This window comes from Pantoea sp. PNT03 (genome assembly GCF_014852515.1).
Classification (GTDB): domain Bacteria; phylum Pseudomonadota; class Gammaproteobacteria; order Enterobacterales; family Enterobacteriaceae; genus Pantoea; species Pantoea leporis.
Map to the genome: position 1 here is coordinate 1,058,997 of NZ_JACVBT010000001.1, position 21,588 is coordinate 1,080,584.

At 53.5% G+C, this 21,588-nt stretch carries 22 protein-coding genes; 12 read left to right on the plus strand and 10 right to left on the minus strand.

Annotation, left to right across the window (positions count from 1 at the left end):
- Positions 1-7: 7 nt before the first annotated feature.
- The 3 genes from IB226_RS04980 to osmV are packed head-to-tail and all read left to right on the plus strand — an operon-like array spanning position 8 to position 2,727.
- On the plus strand, positions 8-934 hold the full coding sequence (locus IB226_RS04980; protein ID WP_192233905.1) for a glycine betaine ABC transporter substrate-binding protein: 927 nt from the start codon (positions 8-10) through the stop codon (positions 932-934).
- Between the two features lie 9 nt (positions 935-943).
- Positions 944-1,591: an osmoprotectant ABC transporter permease OsmW gene (gene osmW, locus IB226_RS04985; RefSeq protein ID WP_192233907.1), complete on the plus strand. Its 648-nt coding sequence runs from the start codon at positions 944-946 to the stop codon at positions 1,589-1,591.
- Positions 1,591-2,727: an osmoprotectant ABC transporter ATP-binding protein OsmV gene (gene osmV, locus IB226_RS04990; RefSeq protein WP_101764353.1), complete on the plus strand. Its 1,137-nt coding sequence runs from the start codon at positions 1,591-1,593 to the stop codon at positions 2,725-2,727. The genes osmW and osmV overlap by 1 nt, the downstream gene beginning before the upstream one ends.
- Before the next feature lie 140 nt (positions 2,728-2,867).
- Here the strand turns inward: osmV and IB226_RS04995 are convergent, their stop codons facing one another.
- From IB226_RS04995 to IB226_RS05010, 4 genes are all read right to left on the minus strand, one after another.
- Positions 2,868-4,241, minus strand: coding sequence for a nucleobase:cation symporter-2 family protein (locus IB226_RS04995; RefSeq protein WP_192233909.1), 1,374 nt, complete (start codon positions 4,239-4,241; stop codon positions 2,868-2,870).
- 178 nt (positions 4,242-4,419) lie between these two features.
- Positions 4,420-5,121: a dethiobiotin synthase gene (bioD, locus tag IB226_RS05000; protein WP_192234515.1), complete on the minus strand. Its 702-nt coding sequence runs from the start codon at positions 5,119-5,121 to the stop codon at positions 4,420-4,422.
- 105 nt (positions 5,122-5,226) lie between these two features.
- A complete protein-coding gene (locus IB226_RS05005; protein ID WP_110866191.1) occupies positions 5,227-6,444 on the minus strand; it encodes an ROK family protein in 1,218 nt (405 codons plus the stop codon).
- 134 nt (positions 6,445-6,578) lie between these two features.
- On the minus strand, positions 6,579-7,475 hold the full coding sequence (locus IB226_RS05010; RefSeq protein ID WP_110866192.1) for a LysR family transcriptional regulator: 897 nt from the start codon (positions 7,473-7,475) through the stop codon (positions 6,579-6,581).
- Between the two features lie 94 nt (positions 7,476-7,569).
- Between IB226_RS05010 and IB226_RS05015 the strand changes: the two genes are divergently transcribed.
- The 3 genes from IB226_RS05015 (at position 7,570) to IB226_RS05025 (ending at position 10,801) form a co-directional block, all read left to right on the plus strand.
- On the plus strand, positions 7,570-8,826 hold the full coding sequence (locus IB226_RS05015; protein WP_192233911.1) for an MFS transporter: 1,257 nt from the start codon (positions 7,570-7,572) through the stop codon (positions 8,824-8,826).
- A gap of 168 nt (positions 8,827-8,994) precedes the next feature.
- Positions 8,995-9,252 carry a hypothetical protein gene (locus IB226_RS05020; RefSeq protein ID WP_101764347.1) on the plus strand — a complete coding sequence of 86 codons (258 nt, stop codon included), beginning with the start codon at positions 8,995-8,997 and terminating at the stop codon, positions 9,250-9,252.
- Between the two features lie 364 nt (positions 9,253-9,616).
- Positions 9,617-10,801, plus strand: a complete 1,185-nt coding sequence (locus tag IB226_RS05025; RefSeq protein WP_101764346.1) for a sugar transporter — start codon at positions 9,617-9,619, stop codon at positions 10,799-10,801.
- An 82-nt stretch (positions 10,802-10,883) separates the two neighbouring features.
- Here IB226_RS05025 and IB226_RS05030 read toward each other — a convergent pair whose 3' ends face one another.
- On the minus strand, positions 10,884-11,141 hold the full coding sequence (locus tag IB226_RS05030; RefSeq protein WP_192233913.1) for a YdgH/BhsA/McbA-like domain containing protein: 258 nt from the start codon (positions 11,139-11,141) through the stop codon (positions 10,884-10,886).
- Between the two features lie 295 nt (positions 11,142-11,436).
- Here IB226_RS05030 and IB226_RS05035 point away from each other — a divergent pair, with 295 nt between their 5' ends.
- Positions 11,437-12,090: a TetR/AcrR family transcriptional regulator gene (locus tag IB226_RS05035; RefSeq protein WP_192234517.1), complete on the plus strand. Its 654-nt coding sequence runs from the start codon at positions 11,437-11,439 to the stop codon at positions 12,088-12,090.
- A gap of 67 nt (positions 12,091-12,157) precedes the next feature.
- Here IB226_RS05035 and rhaM read toward each other — a convergent pair whose 3' ends face one another.
- Genes rhaM through rhaB form a run of 4 tightly spaced genes read right to left on the minus strand, consistent with a single transcriptional unit; the run spans position 12,158 to position 16,036 of the window.
- Positions 12,158-12,472 carry an L-rhamnose mutarotase gene (gene rhaM / locus IB226_RS05040; protein WP_008108878.1) on the minus strand — a complete coding sequence of 105 codons (315 nt, stop codon included), beginning with the start codon at positions 12,470-12,472 and terminating at the stop codon, positions 12,158-12,160.
- Positions 12,462-13,304 carry a rhamnulose-1-phosphate aldolase gene (gene rhaD, locus IB226_RS05045; protein WP_192233915.1) on the minus strand — a complete coding sequence of 281 codons (843 nt, stop codon included), beginning with the start codon at positions 13,302-13,304 and terminating at the stop codon, positions 12,462-12,464. The genes rhaM and rhaD overlap by 11 nt, the downstream gene beginning before the upstream one ends.
- A 10-nt stretch (positions 13,305-13,314) precedes the next feature.
- Positions 13,315-14,571, minus strand: coding sequence for an L-rhamnose isomerase (locus tag IB226_RS05050; protein ID WP_192233917.1), 1,257 nt, complete (start codon positions 14,569-14,571; stop codon positions 13,315-13,317).
- Positions 14,564-16,036, minus strand: coding sequence for a rhamnulokinase (rhaB, locus tag IB226_RS05055; protein ID WP_192233919.1), 1,473 nt, complete (start codon positions 16,034-16,036; stop codon positions 14,564-14,566). Before rhaB ends, IB226_RS05050 begins: the two co-directional genes overlap by 8 nt.
- Positions 16,037-16,326: 290 nt before the next feature.
- Here rhaB and rhaS point away from each other — a divergent pair, with 290 nt between their 5' ends.
- Positions 16,327-17,148, plus strand: coding sequence for an HTH-type transcriptional activator RhaS (gene rhaS, locus IB226_RS05060; protein WP_176970495.1), 822 nt, complete (start codon positions 16,327-16,329; stop codon positions 17,146-17,148).
- Positions 17,149-17,163: 15 nt separating this feature from the next.
- Entirely contained in the window at positions 17,164-18,030 is an 867-nt protein-coding gene (rhaR, locus tag IB226_RS05065; protein ID WP_192233922.1) for an HTH-type transcriptional activator RhaR, read from the plus strand.
- 27 nt (positions 18,031-18,057) lie between these two features.
- On the opposite strand, the gene rhaT is transcribed toward rhaR, so the two are convergent.
- Complete coding sequence (gene rhaT, locus IB226_RS05070) at positions 18,058-19,092, minus strand: L-rhamnose/proton symporter RhaT (protein ID WP_101764338.1); 1,035 nt, start codon at positions 19,090-19,092, stop codon at positions 18,058-18,060.
- Between the two features lie 366 nt (positions 19,093-19,458).
- On the opposite strand from rhaT, the gene IB226_RS05075 reads away from it, so the two are divergent.
- The 3 genes from IB226_RS05075 to aldA all read left to right on the plus strand — a co-directional run bounded on the left by IB226_RS05075 (position 19,459) and on the right by aldA (position 21,533).
- A complete protein-coding gene (locus tag IB226_RS05075; protein WP_101764337.1) occupies positions 19,459-19,782 on the plus strand; it encodes a hypothetical protein in 324 nt (107 codons plus the stop codon).
- Between the two features lie 14 nt (positions 19,783-19,796).
- Entirely contained in the window at positions 19,797-19,895 is a 99-nt protein-coding gene (locus IB226_RS05080; protein ID WP_137385834.1) for a YoaK family small membrane protein, read from the plus strand.
- A 201-nt stretch (positions 19,896-20,096) separates the two neighbouring features.
- Positions 20,097-21,533: an aldehyde dehydrogenase gene (aldA, locus tag IB226_RS05085; protein ID WP_192233924.1), complete on the plus strand. Its 1,437-nt coding sequence runs from the start codon at positions 20,097-20,099 to the stop codon at positions 21,531-21,533.
- Positions 21,534-21,588 lie beyond the last annotated feature (55 nt).

Below are 21,588 nucleotides of genomic sequence, written 5' to 3' on the forward strand. Positions count from 1 at the left end.
TTTTGTGATGGCCACTGCCAATAAGCTGGCGCGCTGGGTTAAACGTACTGCGCTGGCACTCACCGCGACGCTGGCAATCAGCCAAAGCGCCGCGGCTGCAACACCGATTACCATGGCAACCAAGAGCTTTACGGAGCAGCACATCCTCTCCGCGATGACGGTGATCTGGTTGCAGAAGAAAGGTTTTCAGGTGATCCCCAAGACCAATATCGCCACCACTATTGGTCGTAACGCAATGATCAATAAACAGATTGATATGACATGGGAATACACCGGAACTTCGCTGATCATCTTTAACCACATCAATAAGCCGATGTCGACCGAAGACGCGTATAAAACGGTAAAACAACTGGATGCGAAATTGGGCCTGGTGTGGCTTAATCCTGCACCGATGAACAATACCTATGCGTTTGCCATGCAACGCGATCGTGCGGAGAAAGAAGGCATCAACACCATGTCGCAACTGGTGGCGAAGCTGGAAGAGGTACGCAAGAACGATCCGGATCATAACTGGAAACTGGGTTTGGACCTGGAATTCTCAGGCCGCTCCGATGGTCTTAAGCCATTGCAGAAAGCCTACAACATGCCGCTCGATCGTCCGCAGATTCGCCAGATGGATCCCGGCTTGGTTTACAACGCGATTCGCGATGGCTTTGTTGATGCCGGTTTGATCTACACCACCGATGGCCGCGTGAAAGGGTTCGAACTCAAAGTGTTAGAAGATGATAAGCACTTCTTCCCAAGTTACAACGTCACGCCCGTAGTGCGTCAGGATGTGCTGAAAAGCCATCCGGGCCTGGATACGGCGCTCAATCAGCTCTCCGCGTTGATTAATGACGAAGCGATCACCGAGATGAATAAGCGTGTCGATATTGATCATCAGTCGCCGCAACAGGTGGCGCGTGATTTCCTTCAATCCAAGAACATGCTGTAAGGAGGCGCTGTGGATACCTTGCATTACATCATGAATAACTGGCACACCTTGGTGACGCTCACCTGGCAACACACGTGGCTGGTTCTGGTGGCAGTAGGTTTCGCCATCATCGTTGGCGTACCGCTGGGCATTTTGATTGTGCGCTTTAAGTGGCTGGCAACGCCGGTGCTCGGCATCGCCACCATTGTGTTAACCATTCCCACCATCGCGTTGTTTGGTTTGATGATTCCACTGTTTTCTATGATCGGTCAGGGCATTGGCGCCCTTCCCGCTATTACCGCCGTGTTTCTCTACTCGCTGCTGCCGATTGTGCGTAACACCCACACCGCGCTGGAGAATTTGTCTCCCGGACTGCGTGAAGCCGGTCGCGGGATTGGCATGACCTTCTGGCAGCGTCTGCGCTGGGTAGAAATTCCGATGGCGCTGCCGGTGATTTTTGGCGGTATTCGTACAGCGGTGGTGATGAACGTCGGCGTGATGGCGATTGCCGCCGTGATTGGTGCGGGCGGTTTGGGCCTGCAACTGCTCGACGGGATCAGCGGCAGCGATGTGCGCATGTTGATTGCCGGTGCCTTGATGATTTGTTTGCTCGCGATTGTGCTTGATTGGCTGCTGCACCGTTTGCAGTCGGCGCTGACTCCTAAGGGGATTCGATAATGATAAAACTGGAAAACCTGACGAAAACCTTTACGCAAAAGAACGGCACATCACTCAATGCCGTGGACAACGTCAGCCTTGAAGTGCCTGCCGGGGAAATGTGCGTGCTGCTCGGCCCATCGGGTTGTGGCAAAACCACCACCCTTAAGATGATTAACCGTTTGATTCCCTCCTCAAGCGGCAGGATTTTGATCAACGGTGAAGACACCAGCGGACAAGATACCGTCACCCTGCGCCGCAATATTGGCTATGTCATCCAGCAGATTGGTCTGTTCCCGAATATGACCATCGAGGAGAATATTACCGTGGTGCCGCGCATGTTGGGTTGGGATAAGAAGCGCTGCCGTGAACGCGCCACGGAATTGATGAGCATGGTGGCGCTCGATCCGACCAAGTTCCTGCATCGCTATCCGCGCGAAATGTCTGGCGGTCAACAGCAGCGTATTGGCGTGATTCGCGCGCTGGCTGCGGATCCACCGGTATTGCTGATGGATGAACCTTTCGGTGCGGTCGACCCAATCAACCGTGAAGTGATTCAGAACGAATTCCTTGAGATGCAGCGCCAGTTAAAGAAGACCGTGATGCTGGTTAGCCATGATATTGATGAAGCGCTGAAGCTCGGCGACCGCATTGCGGTGTTTGGTCAGGGGAAAATTGTGCAGTGCGCCAGCCCGGATGAGCTGTTAGCCAAACCGGCGAACGACTTTGTTGGCTCCTTTGTCGGTCAGGACCGTACGCTGAAACGTTTGTTGCTGGTGCAGGCCGGCGATGTCACCGATCAGCAGCCCACCATCACCGTGCAGCGTAATACGCCACTGCAGGAAGCCTTCGCCACCATGGACGATAACGATATGCGTTCGGTGACGGTAGTTGATGAAGATGGCAAGCCACTGGGATTTGTGAAGCGGCGTGAAGCGCGCGGCGCCACTGGCCGCTGCGAAGAGATGCTGCATACCTTTAAAGTGACCGGCAAAGCGGAAGAAAACCTGCGCGTGGTGCTGTCGAAGCTCTATGAGCACAACACGGTGTGGATGCCGATCGTCGATGAGGAAGGTCGTTATAGCGGCGAGATATCGCAGGATTACATTGCCGATTATCTCAGTTCTGGACGTACGCGCCGTCGGTTGAATCCATAAACCGCACAATGCTTGAAACGCAGGAAGAGGCGGCAGAGGAGTAAAGTGTCCCGCGCCATGGATGGCGCGGGCCAAGCCCCAGGGATGGTTTATGGCGTCTTTACGATCTGCCGCCTCTTCTTGCGTATGCACCCTGCACGTTAGTGCGACTCTTCAGCCGTTTTTGCCGCCACTGCTTCGCTGCGCTCTGAAGGCAGCACGACATTCAAAATAATCGCCAGTATCCCGCCGGTAGTCACTGCGTGACCAAACAGGTTGCTAATCAGCGTCGGAAACTGTTTCAGCACCTCAGGTACCGCTTCGACACCCAAACCGATACCAAACGACACGGCAACAATCAGCATCTCGCGACGGCCAAGTGGCGTTTGCGTCATCACGCGGATGCCGGCCGCCACCACGCTCCCAAACATCACGATGGTCGCGCCACCCAGTACCGGCGGTGGAATCTGCTGCAGCATATAGCCAATCGCCGGGAACATACCGAGCAGCACCAGCATTACGCCGATCACCATGCCAACATAACGGCTGGCAACGCCGGTCATTTGGATGACGCCATTATTTTGCGCAAAAGTGGTGTTGGGAAAGGCAGAGAACACGGCGGCGAGCAAGCAGCTGATGCCATCGGCGAAAATACCGCCCTGCATGCGGCGCTCAAACGCTTCGCCTTCAATCGGCTGCTGCGACAACATGCAGTTCGCCGTGAGGTCGCCCACCGCTTCAATCACGGCTATCACTGATACCAGCGCGATGGGAATGAAGATGGTCCAGTCAAAGGCAAAACCAAAACGGAACAGCGCCGGCATTACCAGCCACGGCGTATCACCCATTGGCTTAAGGGTGAGATGGCCGGTTAACGCTGCGGCGATACAGCCCGCAGCAATGCCGGCCACCACCGCAACCAGCCGCGTCCAGCGATTTTGCGAACGGTTAAGTACGATAATCACCAGCAGCGTCAAGGCACCGAGCGCCAGATTGCCGGGCGCGCCAAAATCGCTGGCGTTATGGCCGCCAGCCCAATCGGTGATGCTGACTTTAATCAGGCTGATACCAATTAAGGTAATAACGGTGCCGGTAACCACCGGCGTCAACACTTTGCGTAATGGCGCGATGCAGCGGCTGATCAACATCGGAATCATCGCCGCCACCAGGTTGCAACCAAAGATCATCGCCATGATCTCTTCTGGCGATCCGCCGCGCGCTTTGACCATCAATCCGCCCGACAGAATCACCCCGAGAAAGGCAAAGCTGGTGCCCTGCAGGCAGATCATGCCTGCGCCAATGCCCATAAAGCGGCGCGCCTGCAGGAAAGTACCGAGACCGGAAACGAGCAGAGACATACTGATCAGATAAGGGATCCATGCCTGTAATCCCAACACGGAACCAATAATCAGCGGCGGCGTAATGATGCCCACTACGCTGGCCAGCACATGTTGCAGTGCGGCACAAAATGCAGGCAATGGACCGATGCGGTCATTCAGCCCATACAACAAACCTTTCTCATCTGATTGCGACATACAGGTGCTCCGGCAAAATATTCATCAGAGCTGCTGATGCATGAATCACGCCAGAACAAGGGGTTCATCAAAAACTGGAAGTAAGATGTTGAATATTATAGCAATAAATTCAGTAAAGAGGAGGGCTGAATCTGAAATCTTAGATTCAGCCATTGATCATTTGCGGCTTTTTGTTTCATCAGGCCGCAGGCTTTGCACTATTGTCGTGCGTAAAATTATCATCGAGCAGTGAAATATCCAGATAACCACTCAGTTCCCGCTGTTCTGCGCGCGGCAGATAAGGCAACTCGCCTAGTAAAGGTGCGCCTAGCTTTTCTCTCAAAACATCAATAATTTCAGCGTAATGCGCCAGACCGGGATTAATACGGTTGGCTACCCAACCCACGAGTCGCAATCCATCCTGCGCAATCGCCTCGGCGGTCAGTAAAGCGTGGCTGATGCAACCTTCTTTAATGCCGACTACCAACACAACGGGTAAATGTTCCTGCCGCACCCAGTGGGACAAAGGCTGTAAGTCGTTCATTAAACTGCGCCAGCCGCCGGTGCCTTCTACCACCACGCGCGCGGCGCGCTGCTGCAAATCGTTTAGACTGCGGCTGAGCAACGGATAATCTATACGCTGCGACGCGCTGGTGCTGATTTCATCCTCTTGTAAGGCGATAGGATTGACGGCGGAATAATCGAGAGCGAGACCTGAAGCCTGCTGTAATAACAGGGCATCTTTATTACGTAAGCCTTCAGATGTGAGTTGCGCGCTTTTGGCGACAGGTTTGAAGCCTGCGGCGCACAGATTCGCCTTGGCAAAGCACTGTAATAACGCGCGTGATACCACGGTTTTACCCACCGCGGTGTCGGTACCGGTGACAAAAAGCGTTTTCACCATTCTCCTCCTTCATTAAAGCGATGTGTAACGTGCGAAGGAGGCAGTTTAAGGAAATGTTTTCACGGGCAGATTGCGTTAGGACAAACTTAAGGTGAGCTGTAATTATCCCTGCAACAGTTTTACCAATAAATGGCCGCTATAGAGCGCGTCTTTTATCAGTGCGGCGCCGCCAAAGGTGCCGGGATCGCTGAAAGCCGTTGGTGTGAGCTGGATTTCACTGCTATATGCGGGCAAGGCTTGTTGTCGAATGGTACTGCTCACCGCAGGGAACAGCACATCGGCGGCCTGATTCAGCGGCGAACCGATAAGGATTTGTTGAGGATTAAAGATGTTTACCATCATCGCCAGCATGCGGCCAATATGATGTCCGACGCCCGCAATCACATCACGCGCCAGGCGATCGCCCTGCTGCGCGGCTGCGCATAAGCTCTCAATCGTCAACGGCGTCTGATGCAATACACTGTCCGGCTGCGACGGCAAACGCTGGGCGGTGAGAGTAAGCAGGCTTCCGATGCTGGCGACGGTTTCCAGACAGCCATTATTGCCGCAATAACACTGCTGGCCGTAAGGATCGATTTGCGTATGACCAATTTCCACCAGCGTACGACCATTTTTGTGCAGCAGTTGTCCGCCGCTGATCACGCCCGCGCCGACGGTTTCATCAATCACAATCTGAATCACATGTTGCGCGCCACTGGATGCGCCAAACAGCGCTTCGGCTAACGTCCAGGCGGAAATATCATGCTGCACGAACACCGGCAGACCGGTGCGCTGCGCCAGCGTTTCTCCCAGCGGCATATCCTGCACGTCATAACCCGGCATACGATGGACCACGCCAGAAGCGGCGTTGATCAATCCTGGCAAGGTAATGGCGATGGCGGTCAAACGCTCCAGCTTGCTTTGGTGGCGAATAAAGAAGTCATTCACTGTCTCGTGCAAGGTTTGCAGCAGTGGTTTGTCGGCGCTGGCGTACAGCGGCAGGCGATCTTCCTGCAGCGCGCGGCTGCTGAGATCGCGCAGCGTCAGCGTAATAAATCCGGGCTGAATGCGAACGGCGAGATAGTGCCAGGCGAGCGTATCGAGGATCAAACCAATCGCGGGACGACCGCGACTGCCCGGCTCCTGAAATTCAGTTTCCTGAACCAGATGGGCATCGAGCATTTCACGCACGATTTTGGTAATGCTGGCGGGTGCTAACTGGGCACGTTTAGAAAGCTCAATACGCGAAATCGGGCCGTAAAGGTCAATCAGTCGGTAAACCACACCTGCGTTGGTCTGTTTTATCTGATCAATATGACCAGGTTGACTGTACAGATTCACGCCCAGCTCCCATTATTTTCGCGCTTCTAAATAAACAGCAGCTATGGTGATGCAGATTGACCAGCAGCGTCAAATATTTGATTAGAAATGTGATTTATCGCACATAAAGTTTGGGCCCTCATTCAACTGCGGACTCAATTCTCTGCATTTTGCAGCATCAGCGACATCATATTTGTCATTTGCGCCGTCGGTTCTCGCGTCGCTGACCAGACCAGCCAAACTTCAGAAATCGCGTCGCTCTCCTGCAGAGGGATCCACACCACATCGGCCAGACGTGCACGGCTGAATGACGCCGGCAGAATCGAAACGCCGAGTCCGGTCGCCACCAGACCAAGGATGGTCATCGCCTCGCCCACTTCCTGCGTAATAAAAGGTTTGATTTGATAGCGATGCAGCAGCGCCAGGATTTCACCGTACAACGCGGTGCCGCCTTGCGGATCGAAAAATACAAACGGCTCGTTGGCTAATGCCTGAATGGAAATCGACTCTGCATCGGCCAGCGGATGCGCCCAATGCACTACCGCGCATAGCGGCTCACGCAGTAACACGCGGTGCTGCAGATCGCTGGGCAGCGGCGTATTGCGCATCACACCAAGATCGAGTCGATCGTCATGAAGTGGCGCAAGCTGCTGCCGCGTGTTGTTCTCCTGCATCTGAATGTGTACTTCTGGCCAACGCTGGCGGAATTGGTACAGCGCGTCAGAAACCAGACCGGTAAACGGCGCTGAGGAAGTAAAGCCGATGCGCAACTCGCCCTCCTGCCCACTGTGCACGCGTGCGGCGCGGCGGGTGGCCTGCTCCACCTGTAACAAAATGGCACGCGCATCCTGCAAAAACAGCGCGCCGGCGGGCGTGATCTGTACGCTGCGATTGGTGCGGGTAAAAAGCTGGGCGCCAATTTCCTGCTCCAGTTGCTGAATCTGCTGACTCAGCGGCGGTTGCGAAATATTCAGGCGCTGCGCGGCGCGGCCAAAATGCAGTTCCTCCGCGACGGCAACGAAATAGCGTAAATGACGCAACTCAACATTCATACTTTAAAAGTCTCATTTGAGATTATTAATATATTGTACAACCTATTCGCCCTTTCCTACAGTAACGGCATGATTGTTCAAACGAGGATGTTCCGTGAGTCGCTCTTCTCAGGCGGTGATACTCGATGAAGACGAGTTGTCCGTAAAGCCTGCTCCAGCTGCAACCCCTTCAGAATGGATTGAACGCGGATCGCCGCAGTTTATGCGCGTTACGCTGGCGCTGTTCTCTGCCGGTCTTGCCACTTTCGCCCTGCTGTATTGCGTGCAGCCCATTTTGCCGGTGTTATCGCAACAGTTTGGCTTTTCTCCAGCGCAAAGCAGTATTTCTCTCTCGCTATCGACCGGCTTAATGGCATTGGGATTGCTGTTTACCGGGCCGCTGTCGGATGCGATTGGGCGTAAATCGGTGATGGTTACCGCGCTGTTGCTCGCGGCTATCTGTACCTTGATTTCCGCCACCATGAGCAGTTGGCAGGGGATTTTGCTGATGCGCGCGCTGATTGGTTTGTCACTGAGCGGGGTTGCGGCGGTTGGCATGACCTATCTGAGTGAAGAGATTCATCCACGCGTTATCGCCTTTTCCATGGGGCTGTACATCAGCGGTAACTCGATTGGCGGCATGAGCGGACGCCTGTTGACGGGCGTATTGACCGATTTCTTCTCGTGGCGCGTTGCGGTGGGCGTGATTGGCTGTTTCGCGTTGGCGGGCGCGCTGATGTTTTGGAAAATCCTCCCTGCATCTCGTCATTTCCGTCCAGCTTCGCTACGTCCACGTAGTTTGCTGATCAACTTCCGTTTGCACTGGCGCGACAAAGGATTGCCGCTGCTGTTCGCTGAAGGCTTTCTGCTGATGGGCGCGTTCGTCACGCTGTTCAACTACATCGGCTATCGCCTGCTGAGTGCGCCCTGGTCGCTGAGCCAGGCGGTGGTGGGATTGCTGTCGGTGGTCTATCTGACCGGCTCCTGGAGTTCACCGAAAGCCGGCGCGATGACCAGCCGCTTTGGACGCGGTCCGGTGATGATTGGCGCAACTGCGATTATGCTGACGGGATTGCTGCTGACGGCGTTTAACTCACTGTGGCTGATTTTACCCGGCATGATGTTGTTCACCGCCGGATTCTTTGCGGCGCACTCCGTTGCCAGCGGCTGGATTGGCCCGCGTGCGCGTCGGGCTAAAGGCCAGGCATCGTCACTCTATCTGTTTAGCTATTACGTTGGATCCAGCGTGGCGGGTACATTGGGCGGCGTGTTCTGGCACAGCTATGGCTGGATGGGCGTTACGGCATTCATTAGCTTGCTATTATTAATGGCTTTGCTGGTCGGCTGGCGATTGCAGTGCCGGAAACTGTAATACCTTTCATCTGTTAAACGGGGCTAATGCGCCCCGTTCTCTCATCAAGTCCACGCCATCCGGTGATCTCACAGTCCCAGATAAAACAAAACGGCCATTCGTCGCTATAATTCATTCCATTCCAACAATAGTTAGACTTTTATTATTTCACAGCAATGAGGACGATAGATGGGACTCTATTATTACGTCGATAAGCATGCCGGCTATAACGACAACCATGTAGTACACGCAACGGGATGCCCGTACCTACCCGCCGATGAGGCACGCCGTTTTCTTGGGACTTTCTACACGCCAAATGCCGCCATTCAGCAAGCGCGTAAATTTTATGCCAGCGCGCTGGGCTGCGAGCACTGCTGTCCGGTGGGGTTAAAAAAAAACATGACGACTCAGAATAGTGTGGCACTAAAACACATGGTGCGACTCTGATAATCATGATGTGAGAGTGGTCAGCAGACCTAACTCTTTTGTTAAGCAGCACTGCGGCGTTTCATAATAACTATAAATTTAAGTGTAATAATAACTGGACCTTAAGGCGCTCAAGGTGGCGTCAGGTCCAGTTGCCTCTTTCTCCCCCGTTGTTAATCTTGCTCGCTCTCGTATTGATGACAGAAAGCGTAAAAACTCAGGCTATTAATTACGCCACTCTTGATAAAAAATATTCAGTAATAAAAGCCCGACAAACGGTTTCCCTCCGCTCATTAATGCTCCACAATAGCGGCAATTTGTGACTCCGGTCACTTTCTGGGGTGCTTTTTGCCCTTTCATTTGCCGTCTGACTGATTTGAACTCCATGCAATCTACTACTGTTTCCCGTAAAACGGCCTGGCTACGCGTTGTACTGCTGGCTATTGCTGCTTTTGTCTTTAACACCACAGAATTCGTGCCTGTCGGTCTGCTGTCGGATATCGCCGCCAGCTATGACATGAAGACTGCCGATGTTGGCATTATGCTGACCATCTACGCGTGGGTTGTCGCACTATTGTCACTGCCGTTGATGCTGTTAACGCGCAATATTGAGCGTCGCCTGCTGTTGGCGGTGTTGTTCATTGTGTTTGTTGCCAGCCATGTGCTCTCGTCTTTGGCATGGGATTTCACCTCGCTGGTTATCTCGCGCATCGGTATTGCCTTAGCGCACGCCGTGTTCTGGTCAATTACCGCTTCGCTGGCCATTCGCGTGGCGCCTGCAGGCAAGAAAACTCAGGCGTTGAGTATGCTGGCAACCGGGACTGCGCTGGCGATGGTTCTGGGCGTGCCGATTGGGCGTATCGTCGGTCAATATCTTGGCTGGCGCACTACTTTTGGCATGATCGGCTTGTCTGCTTTGGTATTGCTGATTTTGCTGATGCGCATACTGCCGCGTCTGCCTAGCGAGCACACGGGTTCACTGAGCAGCGTTCCGATGCTATTCCGCCGTCCGGCGCTGGTGGCAATGTACGTTCTGGTTACCGTGGTGGTGACGGCGCATTACACCGCTTACAGCTACATCGAACCGTTTATGCAGGTGGTGGCTAATGCCGATGATAATTTCACCACGCTACTGTTACTGCTGTTTGGATCAGCGGGCATTCTCGGCAGCGTGCTGTTTAGTACGCTGGGCAATAGATTCCCTTCTGCGATGCTGATCGCTGCAATTGCGATGATCACCCTAAGCATGGGCTTGCTGGTGTTTGCTGCAGTACGTCCCGCTGCAATCACCGTGCTGTGCATCGTATGGGGCATGGCAATGATGATGATTGGTCTGGCGATGCAGGTGCGCGTTTTGGCGCTGGCACCGGATGCCACCGACGTCGCGATGTCGCTGTTCTCGGGTATCTACAACATCGGTATCGGCGCGGGTGCGCTGCTGGGTAATCAGGTCAGTTTGCATATGCAAATGTCTGATGTCGGTAACGTCGGCGGCATTATTGGCCTTGCCGCACTGTTCTGGTGTATCGCTATCTTCCGCCGCTATCCTCAGCTGCGTTCAAACGGATAAGAAAAAAGGCTTCAGAAGGTTATCTTCTGAAGCCTTTTATTCACTTCCTGCGGAATGCTTAATTGCCCTCCGCTTAATTCTCTTAGTTATAAATTACTGCTGTGCCATTTAGCTTGTTGTTGCCAGAGGTCGAAGTGATGCGGAATGACTTTGCTCCGGCAGCACTGGCCTTTTCCGCTAGCTGATTCTCCAGCGATGTCAGGTTGGTGCTACCTGATGCGCTAACCACACCAATTTGTTGTTGATTCAGCGGCGCTTCGTTTACTAAGTCTGCAGCTATGCTACCAAACGCGATTGAAGACAATGCTACAGCGGCCAAAGTCAGTTTGATGCTTTTCATAATTTTGCTCTCTTAAACGGGTGAATTGGGGTCGGTCGCGATTAAGTTAACAACCGTTAATTAAATGCTACTGCCGAATGTACCCGCGTGTCAATAATTTTATTAACGATCGTTATTTTAATCGGAAGTGGCGTGATTATGGGCTTCCCAGCCCTTTTTGACTTATCCATTTGGGTGCTTTCGCAAGCAAAAAGCACAAACGGGCAAAGACGAATAGACTCATTCCGGGCTGCGCTTGCATATTTATTTAATGATCGGTAATTTAATGGGGTGTTTTTACGCTTTGAGGTGCCCAATGACAGAAGTTATCGATGTGGTGAACAGGAAAACGCGCGGCCGTCCGAAAGTGTTTGATCGCAACGATGCCCTGGACAAGGCAATGATGTTGTTCTGGGCGCATGGCTATGAAGGCACTTCGCTGTCCGATTTGGTTAACGCTACCGGCGCTAAGGCCCCAACCCTTTATGCTGAGTTTGAAAATAAAGAAGGGTTATTTCGTGCGGCGATGCAGCGATACATTGAAACGTTCAGCGCACAACGCAACGCCGTGCTAAATGATGATGCTTTAGACGTGAAAACGGCCATTGAAGCCTATTTTCGCGCAACCGCCGCATGCTTCACCGCATGTGATAAGCCTGCTGGTTGTTTCTTCATTTGTACCTCGAGCGCGCTCTCTTCCGGCTCAGAAGAAGTGGCGCAAATGCTGGCTCAACAGCATCACGCGCAGGAATCAGCGTTAAAAGCATTTCTTGATACCCGGCAGCAGCGCGGCGAGTTACCGCAATGTGCCAATAGTGCAAGGTTAGCCCGCTACCTGGCGTGTTTACTGCAGGGAATGTCGGTGCGTGCGCGTGAAGGCGCTAATCGTGAGGACCTTGACCAGATCGTGGATACGCAGATGGCAATCTGGCCCGCTCTGGCGGGATATTGTGAATTGAGCACCAAATAAAATTCAGGCCGACTTCCGTGTCGGCCTAAAATTATTGCCTCCGTACAAATACTGAGGTGAGCGAGCGTTAAGGCAGGAAAAACATCGGTTTCAACGCTGCACTCACCGGACTGTTATCCGGATTCGATGGCATTAAATCCTTCATCGATGCCCACCAGCGCTGACACACTTCCGTTTTTGCCACTGCTTCCCAGCGCGCTTCAGACTCAATTTCCACGCTGGCAAACAGCAGATTGCGTTCAGCATCCAGCCAGATAGCGTAATTGTGCGCGCCATGCGCTTTTAGCGTCTCAGCCAGCTCCGGCCAAATTGGCGTATGACGGCGCAGATACTCATCGTGGCAGTGTGCATGCACCTGCATCACAAAGGCTTTACGCAACATCGCTGCGCTCCGCCTGCAGCGCGGCTTGCCACGGCTTAACGTTGAAGCGTTCACCCAGCGCGATCAGCTGCTCAGTAGTGATGCTTTGACGAATACCGCCCATTGACAGCGCTTTTACCACCACTTCGGAGGATTTCTCCGCCGTATCGATCAGGCCGAAAGTCTCGTCGAGGTTTGGACCCGCGCCAAAGATGCCGTGGAACGGCCACATCACAATGCTGTGATTTGCCATTGCGTCTGCCGTTGCCTGACCAATTCCATCGGTACCGGGCACCATCCATGGCAGAATACCTACGCCATCCGGGAACACCACCAGACATTCGGTGCTGCCTTCCCACAACAGGCGTGTGAAGCGTGCGGAATCCAGATTTACCACATAGCTCAGCGCCATAAAGTTGGTGGCGTGGCAATGCATGATGACGCGATCAATGCCGTTTGAGACCTGCTTGCGCACGCTGTGCGACTGGAAGTGAGCTGCCAACTCTGATGTTGGCAGGCTGCCGTTACTCAAACCCCAATGGATTTTGTATGACAAGCCTTTGTCATCCACCTGCAGCAGCGCCAGACAGTCGGCCGGGTCGAGCTGAACGTTACGGAAAAACTTACCCGATCCGGTGACCAGGAACCAATCATTGGCCAGCGCTGGAGCAGGTTTGGTCAGCTCAATACAGCGCGGCTCGGCATAGAAATCACCGGCGAAATCTTTAACTTCTTCCGGCAGTAAACGTAAGCTGACGTTGCCGCCATTACGCTCATCCCAGCCTTTCAACCACATGTCGCTGGTCGCTTTAACCATTCCCTGAACAAAAGCGGAAGAGAGGATATTTTGCATGGTGTGTCCCTTAACGTTGACGCAGTGTTTGTTGTTCATAATGACGGACTTCGCTCAGCCAGCTGGCATCAGCAGGGACATCGTGGCGCAGACACCAGGCTTCCCACACCGCTTGCCACGGCAACGATTTTTGTTCTTCCAGCATCGCCAGGCGGCCGGTGTAATCCCCTTCGCTCTCTAGCTTGCGTAACTGGTCGGTAGGTTCCAGCAGAGCACGCAGCAGCGCTTTTTTGGCATTGCGTGTCCCAATTACCCACGCCGCGATGCGGTTGATCGACGCATCGAAGAAGTCGAGACCGATGTGCACCTTGTCGAACAATTTGTGACGCGCGATCTCGGTAGCGATGGCCTGGGTTTCATCGTCGAGAATCACCACGTGATCGCTGTCCCAGCGCACCGGACGGCTTACGTGCAGCAGCAGGCGCGGCACATACAGCATGGCCGTGGAAATTTTGTCGGAAATCACTTCGGTTGGATGGAAGTGGCCGGCGTCCAGAGTCAGCGCGGTCTGGCGGCTGCTGGCATAACCCAGGCAGAATTCATTGGAACCCACGGTGTAGCTCTCTGCGCCGATGCCAAACAGTTTGCTCTCTACCGCATCAATGTGGTGCGCAGGATTGAGTTTTTCACTGATTACTTCATCAAGCGCACTCGCCAGGCGTTGACGCGGTCCTAAACGATCGACGGTGAGATCTTTCATTCCGTCCGGCACCCAGATATTCATAACGGATGCGGTACCCAGTTGCTCACCAAAGTGTGCAGAGATACGACGGCTGGCCTTGCAGTGATCGATCCAGAACTGACGAATCCCTTTGTCGGCGTGTGACAAGGTAAAGCCATCGGCGCTCAGCGGATGGGAGAAACAGCTTGGATTAAAATCGAGGCCCAGCTTGTGCGTTTTGGCCCATTCCACCCAGTTGCTGAAGTGTTTCGGTTCAATCGCATCACGGTCGACCGGCTTATCGCTCTCCAGATAAATCGCATGCAGGTTGAGGCGTTTAGCACCCGGAATGAGTGACATCGCTTTTTCAACATCAGAGCGCAGCTCATCAGCATTACGTGCACGTCCCGGATAGTTGCCGGTAGCCTGAATACCGCCGGTCAGTTCACCGTTCGGATTTTCGAAGCCGCGCACGTCATCACCTTGCCAGCAGTGCATCGAGACCGGAATGCCATCCAGCTGCGCCATTACCTTTTCCACATCTACACCTATGGCGGCGTAACGTTGTTTGGCCAGTTCGAAGGCCTGTTCAATCAGCTTAGTCATATGCAAGTTCCTTAGCAGGTTGGCTGAGCGCGGCAAAGCGTGCCTGATGGGCAGCGAAGGCGCTGTTGTTCAACGGTTCAAATTTTTCTAACGGGAAGTTTTGGCTAATGCAGCGGCGTAAATCGCTGACGTCACGCAGTTCGCCCAAAGCAATGAGCTGGCAGCCGACGTTGCCGAGCGTCGAGGCTTCAATCGGCCCCGCCAATACCGGCAGCTGGCAGGCATCGGCACACAATTGATTTAACAGCGGGTTCTGACTGCCGCCGCCCACCACATGCAGTTGACGCAGCGGTGCCGCGCGCAGTGTGCCGAGTTCGCCAATAACCTGGCGATAGAGTAAGGCCAGACTGTCGAAGATGGTGCGAGCCAGCGCAGCCGGCGTCTGCGGTACGGGCATGTTCTGTTCGGCGCAGGCGTTTTGAATCTCCTGAACCATGCTGTCTGGATTGATAAAACGGCTGTGATTGGGGTTAACCAGCGCACGACAGGCGGGCTCTTTTGCGGCTTCTTTGATCAGCGAACAGAGATCGGTAATTTGCAGCTCAGTGCAGACACGTTGCAGCAGCCACAAACCCATAATGTTTTTCAGAACGCGGTAGCCTTCTGCTCCACCTTCATTGGTTACGTTGGCATTGAGCGCCGCCGTGCTGACACAAGGCTGCAAGCTCTCAATCCCCATCAGTGACCAGGTTCCCGAGCTGAGATAAGCGGCATCATCCTGCATTAACGGGGTGGCCAAAACCGCGCTCGCCGTATCGTGAGTCGCAACCGCGATCACCGGAATGTGGTTGCCGCTGGCGCTGGTCCAGTTACCGACAGTGTTACCTGGCGATGTGGGTTTGCCGAACCACTTAGCCGGCACGCCAGCCCACGCAAGCAAATCGCTGTCCCATTCGCCGCTGTGAATATTGAGCAGTTGTGTGGTGGTGGCGTTGGTGTATTCCCAGTTCATCTGGCCGGTAAGGCGATAGTGCAGATAGTCAGGAATCATCAGCGCATACTGCACTTTTTCCTGCCAATCTGGCTGCTGCTGATGCAGTGCGTGCAGTTGATAAAGGGTGTTGAACGGCAAGAATTGAATGCCGGTGCGCTGATAGATTGCTCCTTTGCCGAGATCGTTAATGGCCTGAGCCATGTGCCCTTCTGTGCGCTTATCGCGATAACTTACCGCCTCGCCGACGCGTTTACCGTTGGCATCCAGCAACACCAAATCAACGCCCCAGGTATCGATGCCAATGCTGTCCGGCACAATGCCTTCATCATCAAGCTGGGCCAGCCCTAAACGAATCTCTTGCTCCAGTCGATCCAAATCCCAACAATCATAATCTGCACGGCGCACACGCTGATTGGTGAAGCGACGCACTTCGCGCAGGCTGATCTGCTGATTCGCTGAACTCCATTGTGCGAGCATCACGCGCCCGCTGGATGCGCCTAAATCAATGGCAACAATGTTACGCATACTCATGGCGTGTTCTTCCTGTAATGAGATGACTACAGATTAGAAATCTCCGCTTTTTGCCACCTTCCCCTTACTGCCAGTGCGTAATAGTCACTGGCAGGCTGACAAAGAAGTTCGTGAGAAAGCTCACAGAACCACACAAGTGGCGAGATGTGAGCCTTGCCGCATTTCTGTCAATCGCCGGTGAGATCTTGAAAAATTAGCCATTTTCCTGCGTCACTAAGATGAAAATTCAAGGTAAGGTGCGGGGCGCCTGCGTAGACTCGGCAACGGTTGAGTTAATTAAGAGGCGAATCATGACCGTTCTACATAGCGCAGATTTCTTCCCTGAAGGGAATTACGCCATCGCCATCGAGCCGCGTGTGCCGCAGCAGGCATTTCCGGAGCACCATCATGATTTCCATGAAATTGTGTTGGTGGAACAAGGTTCTGGCATTCATGTGTTTAACGGTCAGCCACAAGCTTTATCCGCAGGATGCGTGTGCTTTGTGCGCGATCACGATCGTCATCTTTATGAGCAAACGGAAAATTTGTGTCTGACCAACGTGTTGTATCGCAGTCCGGCGTCATTTCGTTTTCTCTCGGGTTTGCAGGAGCTCCTGCCGCGCGAAGAAGAGGATCACTACGCGTCGCACTGGCGCATCAATCACAAGGTGATGGCGCAGGCGCTGCAAATCGTTACGCAGATGAAGCAGCAAGATGTGTGGTCGCTGGAACGTCACGCACGTCAGGAGCAACTTTTTCTGCAACTGCTGGTGTTGTTGCGCGAAGCGGCTCACAACGATCAATCACAGGATCAGGAAGCACGCTTACATCGGTTGCTCGACTGGCTCAATGAGCACTACAGTGAAGAGATTGTGTGGGATGCATTAGCCGATCGTTTTTCATTGTCGCTGCGCACTCTGCACCGCCAGATGAAGCAGCAAACCGGTAATACACCGCAGCGTTACCTTAATCGGCTTCGCCTGTTACAGGCGCGGCATTTACTGCGTCATAGCGATATGCGCATTACAGACATCGCCTACCAGTGTGGATTTGGTGACAGCAATCACTTCTCCACGCTGTTCCGGCGGGAATTTGGCTGTGCGCCCAGAGCGGAGCGCCAGCAGATGCTATAACTGGAGCGTTTCCTCATGTCGCTGATCTTAACGCGCGAAGACTATTTTCCAGCCACCAATCTGCCGATTGCGGTGGCCGAGCGCATGCCGCAGCCCTCCTTTCCTCCGCACCGTCATGAATTCAGTGAAATCGTTATCGTCTGGCGCGGTAACGGCCTGCATGTGTTGAACGATCGTCCATGGTTGGTAACCTGCGGCGACGTTTTTTACATTCACGATAACGACTGCCACAGCTATGACAGCGTCAACGATCTGGCGCTGGATAACATTCTTTACTGCCGCGATCGCTTTCGTCTTAGCCTTGACTGGAGCCAGTTGTTGCCGCCGCAAGAAGAAGATTCGCCGGGCTGCTGGCGTTTGACCACCCGCGGGATGGCGTTAGCGCGCGGTGTGATTAGCCAGCTGGAACGCGAAAGCCGCAAAAGTGATTCGCTATCGATTCAACTCTCTGAGGCGCTGTTTTTGCAATTAGCATTGATTCTACGCCGTCACGGTTATGCTGCCGATCGGCCCTGGGCATTACCTGAAGGAGAACAATTAGATCTGCTGATGTCGGCGCTGCAAGGTGCCATCAGCCGTCCATTCGATTTGGCAGTGTTCTGCCAGCAGAATCAGTTAAGCGAGCGCGCGTTGAAACAACTGTTTCGCCAGCAAACCGGTATGACCGTGGGACACTATCTTCGGCAACTACAGCTGTGTCAGGCGAAATATCTGCTGCGGACGCAGGATTGCTTAATCAGTGAAGTGGCCGCGCGTTGCGGCTTCGATGACAGTAACTACTTTTCGGTGGTGTTTACGCGGGAAACCGGTTTAACGCCGAGCGCCTGGCGGCAGCGTTTCCTGCCGCATCGTGAACTCTCAGCAGAGAAAGTGAAGGCCTGACGTGCCGTAGCGGCGTCAGGCTTTACATCAGGCTGCCATGCCTAATCCAACGATGTTGGCAGCAATGATAATCACCACACAACCCAGCGAGAGAACGCGAACCGGACGTTGACCCGCCGATTTCCACTCTTTTAGTACCAGACCAACCAAACCACCGCACAGCACGTAGAGGCTCATATGCAGCATCCAGCTGATGAAGTCATACTGTGCTGGGATTTTGGCGTGTCCCCAGGCGTAGAAGAAGAACTGCAGATACCACATGGTGCCGCCCAGCACAGCAAACGCAATATTGGCCAGCAGCATTGGTTTGGCGACGGAGAAATCACGGCGGACTGAAATATCGGTTTTTACCGCCAGACGGATGAAGCAGTAAGCCAGATTGATTAACGCACCACCGCCCATGATCACCACATAGCTTGGCAACGCAACATAGAGTGGATTGATACCCAGATTGGCTGCGGCTTCATGCATCGGCTTAGCGGCATCCATCGCAAACGACATGCCGGCCGAAAAGATGCCGCACATTACGGCCAAAATCAGCCCTTTTTTCAGGTTGAACTCTTCGGCATTGATGCCCAGCGCCCGCTCTTTTAACAGACCGGCACGCGATACAATCCCTACGCCGATCAGCGCAACTAACACGCCGAGCAGTGTCATACGTCCGCCTGGTGAGCTGAATAGCTCGACAAAGCGGCCCTGCAGCAGCGGCGTCATCAAGGTTCCCACCACTAACGTGATACCGATGGCAATACCAATGCCCATCGACATCCCGAGGTAGCGCATGGTCAAACCATAGTTGATGTTACCGATGCCCCACATGGCACCAAACAGAAATACCGGCATCAGTTGAGAGAAACTAAAGCTGCCGTAATACGCCCAGAAGTTCGGCAGTAATACCGCACTGACTGCCCAGGGAAGAATCAGCCACGACATAACGCCGCCTACCGACCACATCGTTTCCCAGGACCACTTTTTCACCTGCTTAAATGGAGCATAAAAACAGGCGGCACTGGCGGCACCCACCAGATGCCAGAAAATACCTGCAATGATGGCACTGTTCATTGTTATTCCTTCGTAAGGTTGAGGCCAACAGGAAACCGGCGGTTTCCCGATTACCGGCAGTCTACGGTGGGCAGCTTTTAGTCAGCCTTTGGATGGCTGCCGGAAAGCGGAGGTTGCTGGCAAAATTCGGTGGGTCGTCAACATAAGGATCACAAAATCGCATTCGCAGGCAGGTCACGGGGTGATTTTTATAAGTGGCTTATTCTTCAACATATTTTTCTATTATGCTGTGCCGATCAGCACAGTTTTTGATTCACTGCCACTGCAACAGTTAACATGGCAGTCACACAAAGCCGCGTACCAGACTTTCCCCGCAGGCGTTTAATCCGTATAACGTTGGGAAAATCATCAGGACGAAGGATTGAGATGAATACCAAAAGATTGCGGCTGTTGCTGTCACAATCGGTGAGCCGCGTGATGCTGGATGACATCCGGGCCATCGTGCCGGCGCAGGCGCTGAACGTCTTTATTAATGGATTAGATGAAGCACATTACGCCACGCTGGATTGCGTGCAGAGCGAGGAGAATTGCGCCCTGCTGGCTTCGGTGATTGTGGTGTGGCGACAGCTGGGTCACGTTCATGCGATTCATTATCAGAAAGGTGAGCATCTGCGTCAGGTCGACGACGCCACGCAATTCCAGCTGTTCAGTATGATGAAAACCCATCGCGCGATCGTGCAGATCGCTTAACTCTCGGGATGACTATGAAAATCGGACTGCTTTTCCCTATTGCCATCATCATTGCTGGCGTCAGTTTTTTGGCGTGGTTTATTGTCAGCGGCGCGGCGATGCCAGGTTCCTGACATTTTTTAACATACCTTAAATCACTACTAAGCCGCTGAAAGCGCGGCATTTCGCCAGGAATGCTGCGTCTGTCGTACTGTTCTTCCCTTCTTTGCCATCCCTCAAGTCGCATTGGCAATAGCAAAAAGGTGCTACACCCTGATCTGTTTCACTCTTCAATTCACAAATCTTTAACGAAACCGATCGCGGAGAACCTGCACATGACAACACACCATCAACATTATATTAATGGCGCGTTTGTTGCCGATCAGAACGATAAGTGGATAGAAGTGATTAACCCAGCAACTGAGGCATTACTTTCGCGCGTGCCGGAAGGCAGTAAACACGACGCCGCGCAGGCCATCGACGCTGCTGAAGTGGCGCAGCCGAATTGGGAAGCGCTCCCCGCCGTTGAACGCGGCAACTGGCTGCGCAAAATTGCCGCTGCTATTCGTCAGCGTGAACCAGAACTGACCGCCACTATCGTCGCCGAAGGCGGAAAAACCCAGGGTCTGGCGCAAACTGAAGTACTGTTTACAGCTGATTATCTTGAGTACATGGCCGAATGGGCACGCCGTTATGATGGCGAGATCGTTAATAGCGATCGTCCCAACGAAAACATCTTTGTGTTCAGGAAAGCGATTGGCGTCACCACCGGCATTCTGCCGTGGAACTTCCCCTTCTTCCTGATTGCACGTAAAGCCGCGCCCGCGCTGGTAACCGGCAATACCATTGTTATCAAGCCAAGTGAGCTGACGCCTAACAATGCGGCGATTTTTGCGCACATCATCCATGAAATTGGTCTGCCGAAAGGCGTGATCAACTTTGTTTACGGCTATGGCCCGGAGATTGGTCAGGAGCTGGCAGGCAACCCGAAAGTCGGCCTGGTCAGTCTGACCGGCAGCGTCAACGCCGGTATCGCCACCATGGAAGCTGCAGCGAAAAATGTCACCAAAGTATCACTGGAGCTGGGCGGAAAAGCGCCGGCCATCGTCATGGATGATGCCGATCTCGATCTGGCGGTCAAAGCGATTGTTAGCTCCCGCGTGATCAACACCGGACAGGTGTGTAACTGTGCTGAACGCGTTTACGTGCAGGAAGGCATCTACGACCGCTTTATCAGCGCGCTGACTGCCGCCATGCAGCAGGTGAAGTTTGGTAATCCGGCCGAGCAAAACGATATCGATATGGGGCCGCTAATCACTGCGGCCGCGCTGGAACGCGTTGAGCAGAAAGTGGCGAACGCGGTCGCGGATGGCGGCAAAGTATTGCTGGGCGGAAAGCGTGCAGGCAGCAAAGGCTTCTATTTTGAACCAACCATTATCACGGGCGTGCGTCAGGATATGGAGATCATGCAGCAGGAAATTTTTGGTCCAGTGCTGCCAGTGATGACCTTTAAAACCCTTGATGAAGCCATAGCGCTGGCGAATGACTGTGAATATGGTCTGACCTCATCGATTTACACTCAGAACCTCAACACCGCGATGGTTGCCCTGCGTAAGTTGAAGTTTGGTGAAACCTATATCAACCGCGAGAACTTCGAGGCGATGCAAGGTTTCCATGCGGGCTGGCGTAAATCGGGCATTGGCGGTGCTGATGGCCGTCACGGTTTGGAAGAGTTCTTGCAGACGCACGTGGCGTATTTGCAGTTCTCGTAGATAGTGATCTCCAGAAGCCATGAACAGCAAAATGCTTGTTAGTAAGAAAGCATTT

Bases quoted from the DNA above. Each gene is read 5' to 3' on its own strand.
- rhaR (WP_192233922.1), top strand. From the start codon at position 17,164: ATGTCGCTGATCTTAACGCGCGAAGACTATTTTCCAGCCACCAATCTG.
- IB226_RS05050 (WP_192233917.1), bottom strand. From the start codon at position 14,571: ATGACTAAGCTGATTGAACAGGCCTTCGAACTGGCCAAACAACGTTAC.
- IB226_RS05075 (WP_101764337.1), top strand. From the start codon at position 19,459: ATGAATACCAAAAGATTGCGGCTGTTGCTGTCACAATCGGTGAGCCGC.
- osmV (WP_101764353.1), top strand. From the start codon at position 1,591: ATGATAAAACTGGAAAACCTGACGAAAACCTTTACGCAAAAGAACGGC.
- IB226_RS05020 (WP_101764347.1), top strand. From the start codon at position 8,995: ATGGGACTCTATTATTACGTCGATAAGCATGCCGGCTATAACGACAAC.
- rhaD (WP_192233915.1), bottom strand. From the start codon at position 13,304: ATGCAAAATATCCTCTCTTCCGCTTTTGTTCAGGGAATGGTTAAAGCG.
- IB226_RS05030 (WP_192233913.1), bottom strand. From the start codon at position 11,141: ATGAAAAGCATCAAACTGACTTTGGCCGCTGTAGCATTGTCTTCAATC.
- rhaT (WP_101764338.1), bottom strand. From the start codon at position 19,092: ATGAACAGTGCCATCATTGCAGGTATTTTCTGGCATCTGGTGGGTGCC.
- IB226_RS05010 (WP_110866192.1), bottom strand. From the start codon at position 7,475: ATGAATGTTGAGTTGCGTCATTTACGCTATTTCGTTGCCGTCGCGGAG.
- IB226_RS04980 (WP_192233905.1), top strand. From the start codon at position 8: ATGGCCACTGCCAATAAGCTGGCGCGCTGGGTTAAACGTACTGCGCTG.
- IB226_RS04995 (WP_192233909.1), bottom strand. From the start codon at position 4,241: ATGTCGCAATCAGATGAGAAAGGTTTGTTGTATGGGCTGAATGACCGC.
- IB226_RS05080 (WP_137385834.1), top strand. From the start codon at position 19,797: ATGAAAATCGGACTGCTTTTCCCTATTGCCATCATCATTGCTGGCGTC.
- rhaB (WP_192233919.1), bottom strand. From the start codon at position 16,036: ATGAGTATGCGTAACATTGTTGCCATTGATTTAGGCGCATCCAGCGGG.
- rhaS (WP_176970495.1), top strand. From the start codon at position 16,327: ATGACCGTTCTACATAGCGCAGATTTCTTCCCTGAAGGGAATTACGCC.
- IB226_RS05035 (WP_192234517.1), top strand. From the start codon at position 11,437: ATGACAGAAGTTATCGATGTGGTGAACAGGAAAACGCGCGGCCGTCCG.
- IB226_RS05025 (WP_101764346.1), top strand. From the start codon at position 9,617: ATGCAATCTACTACTGTTTCCCGTAAAACGGCCTGGCTACGCGTTGTA.
- aldA (WP_192233924.1), top strand. From the start codon at position 20,097: ATGACAACACACCATCAACATTATATTAATGGCGCGTTTGTTGCCGAT.
- rhaM (WP_008108878.1), bottom strand. From the start codon at position 12,472: ATGTTGCGTAAAGCCTTTGTGATGCAGGTGCATGCACACTGCCACGAT.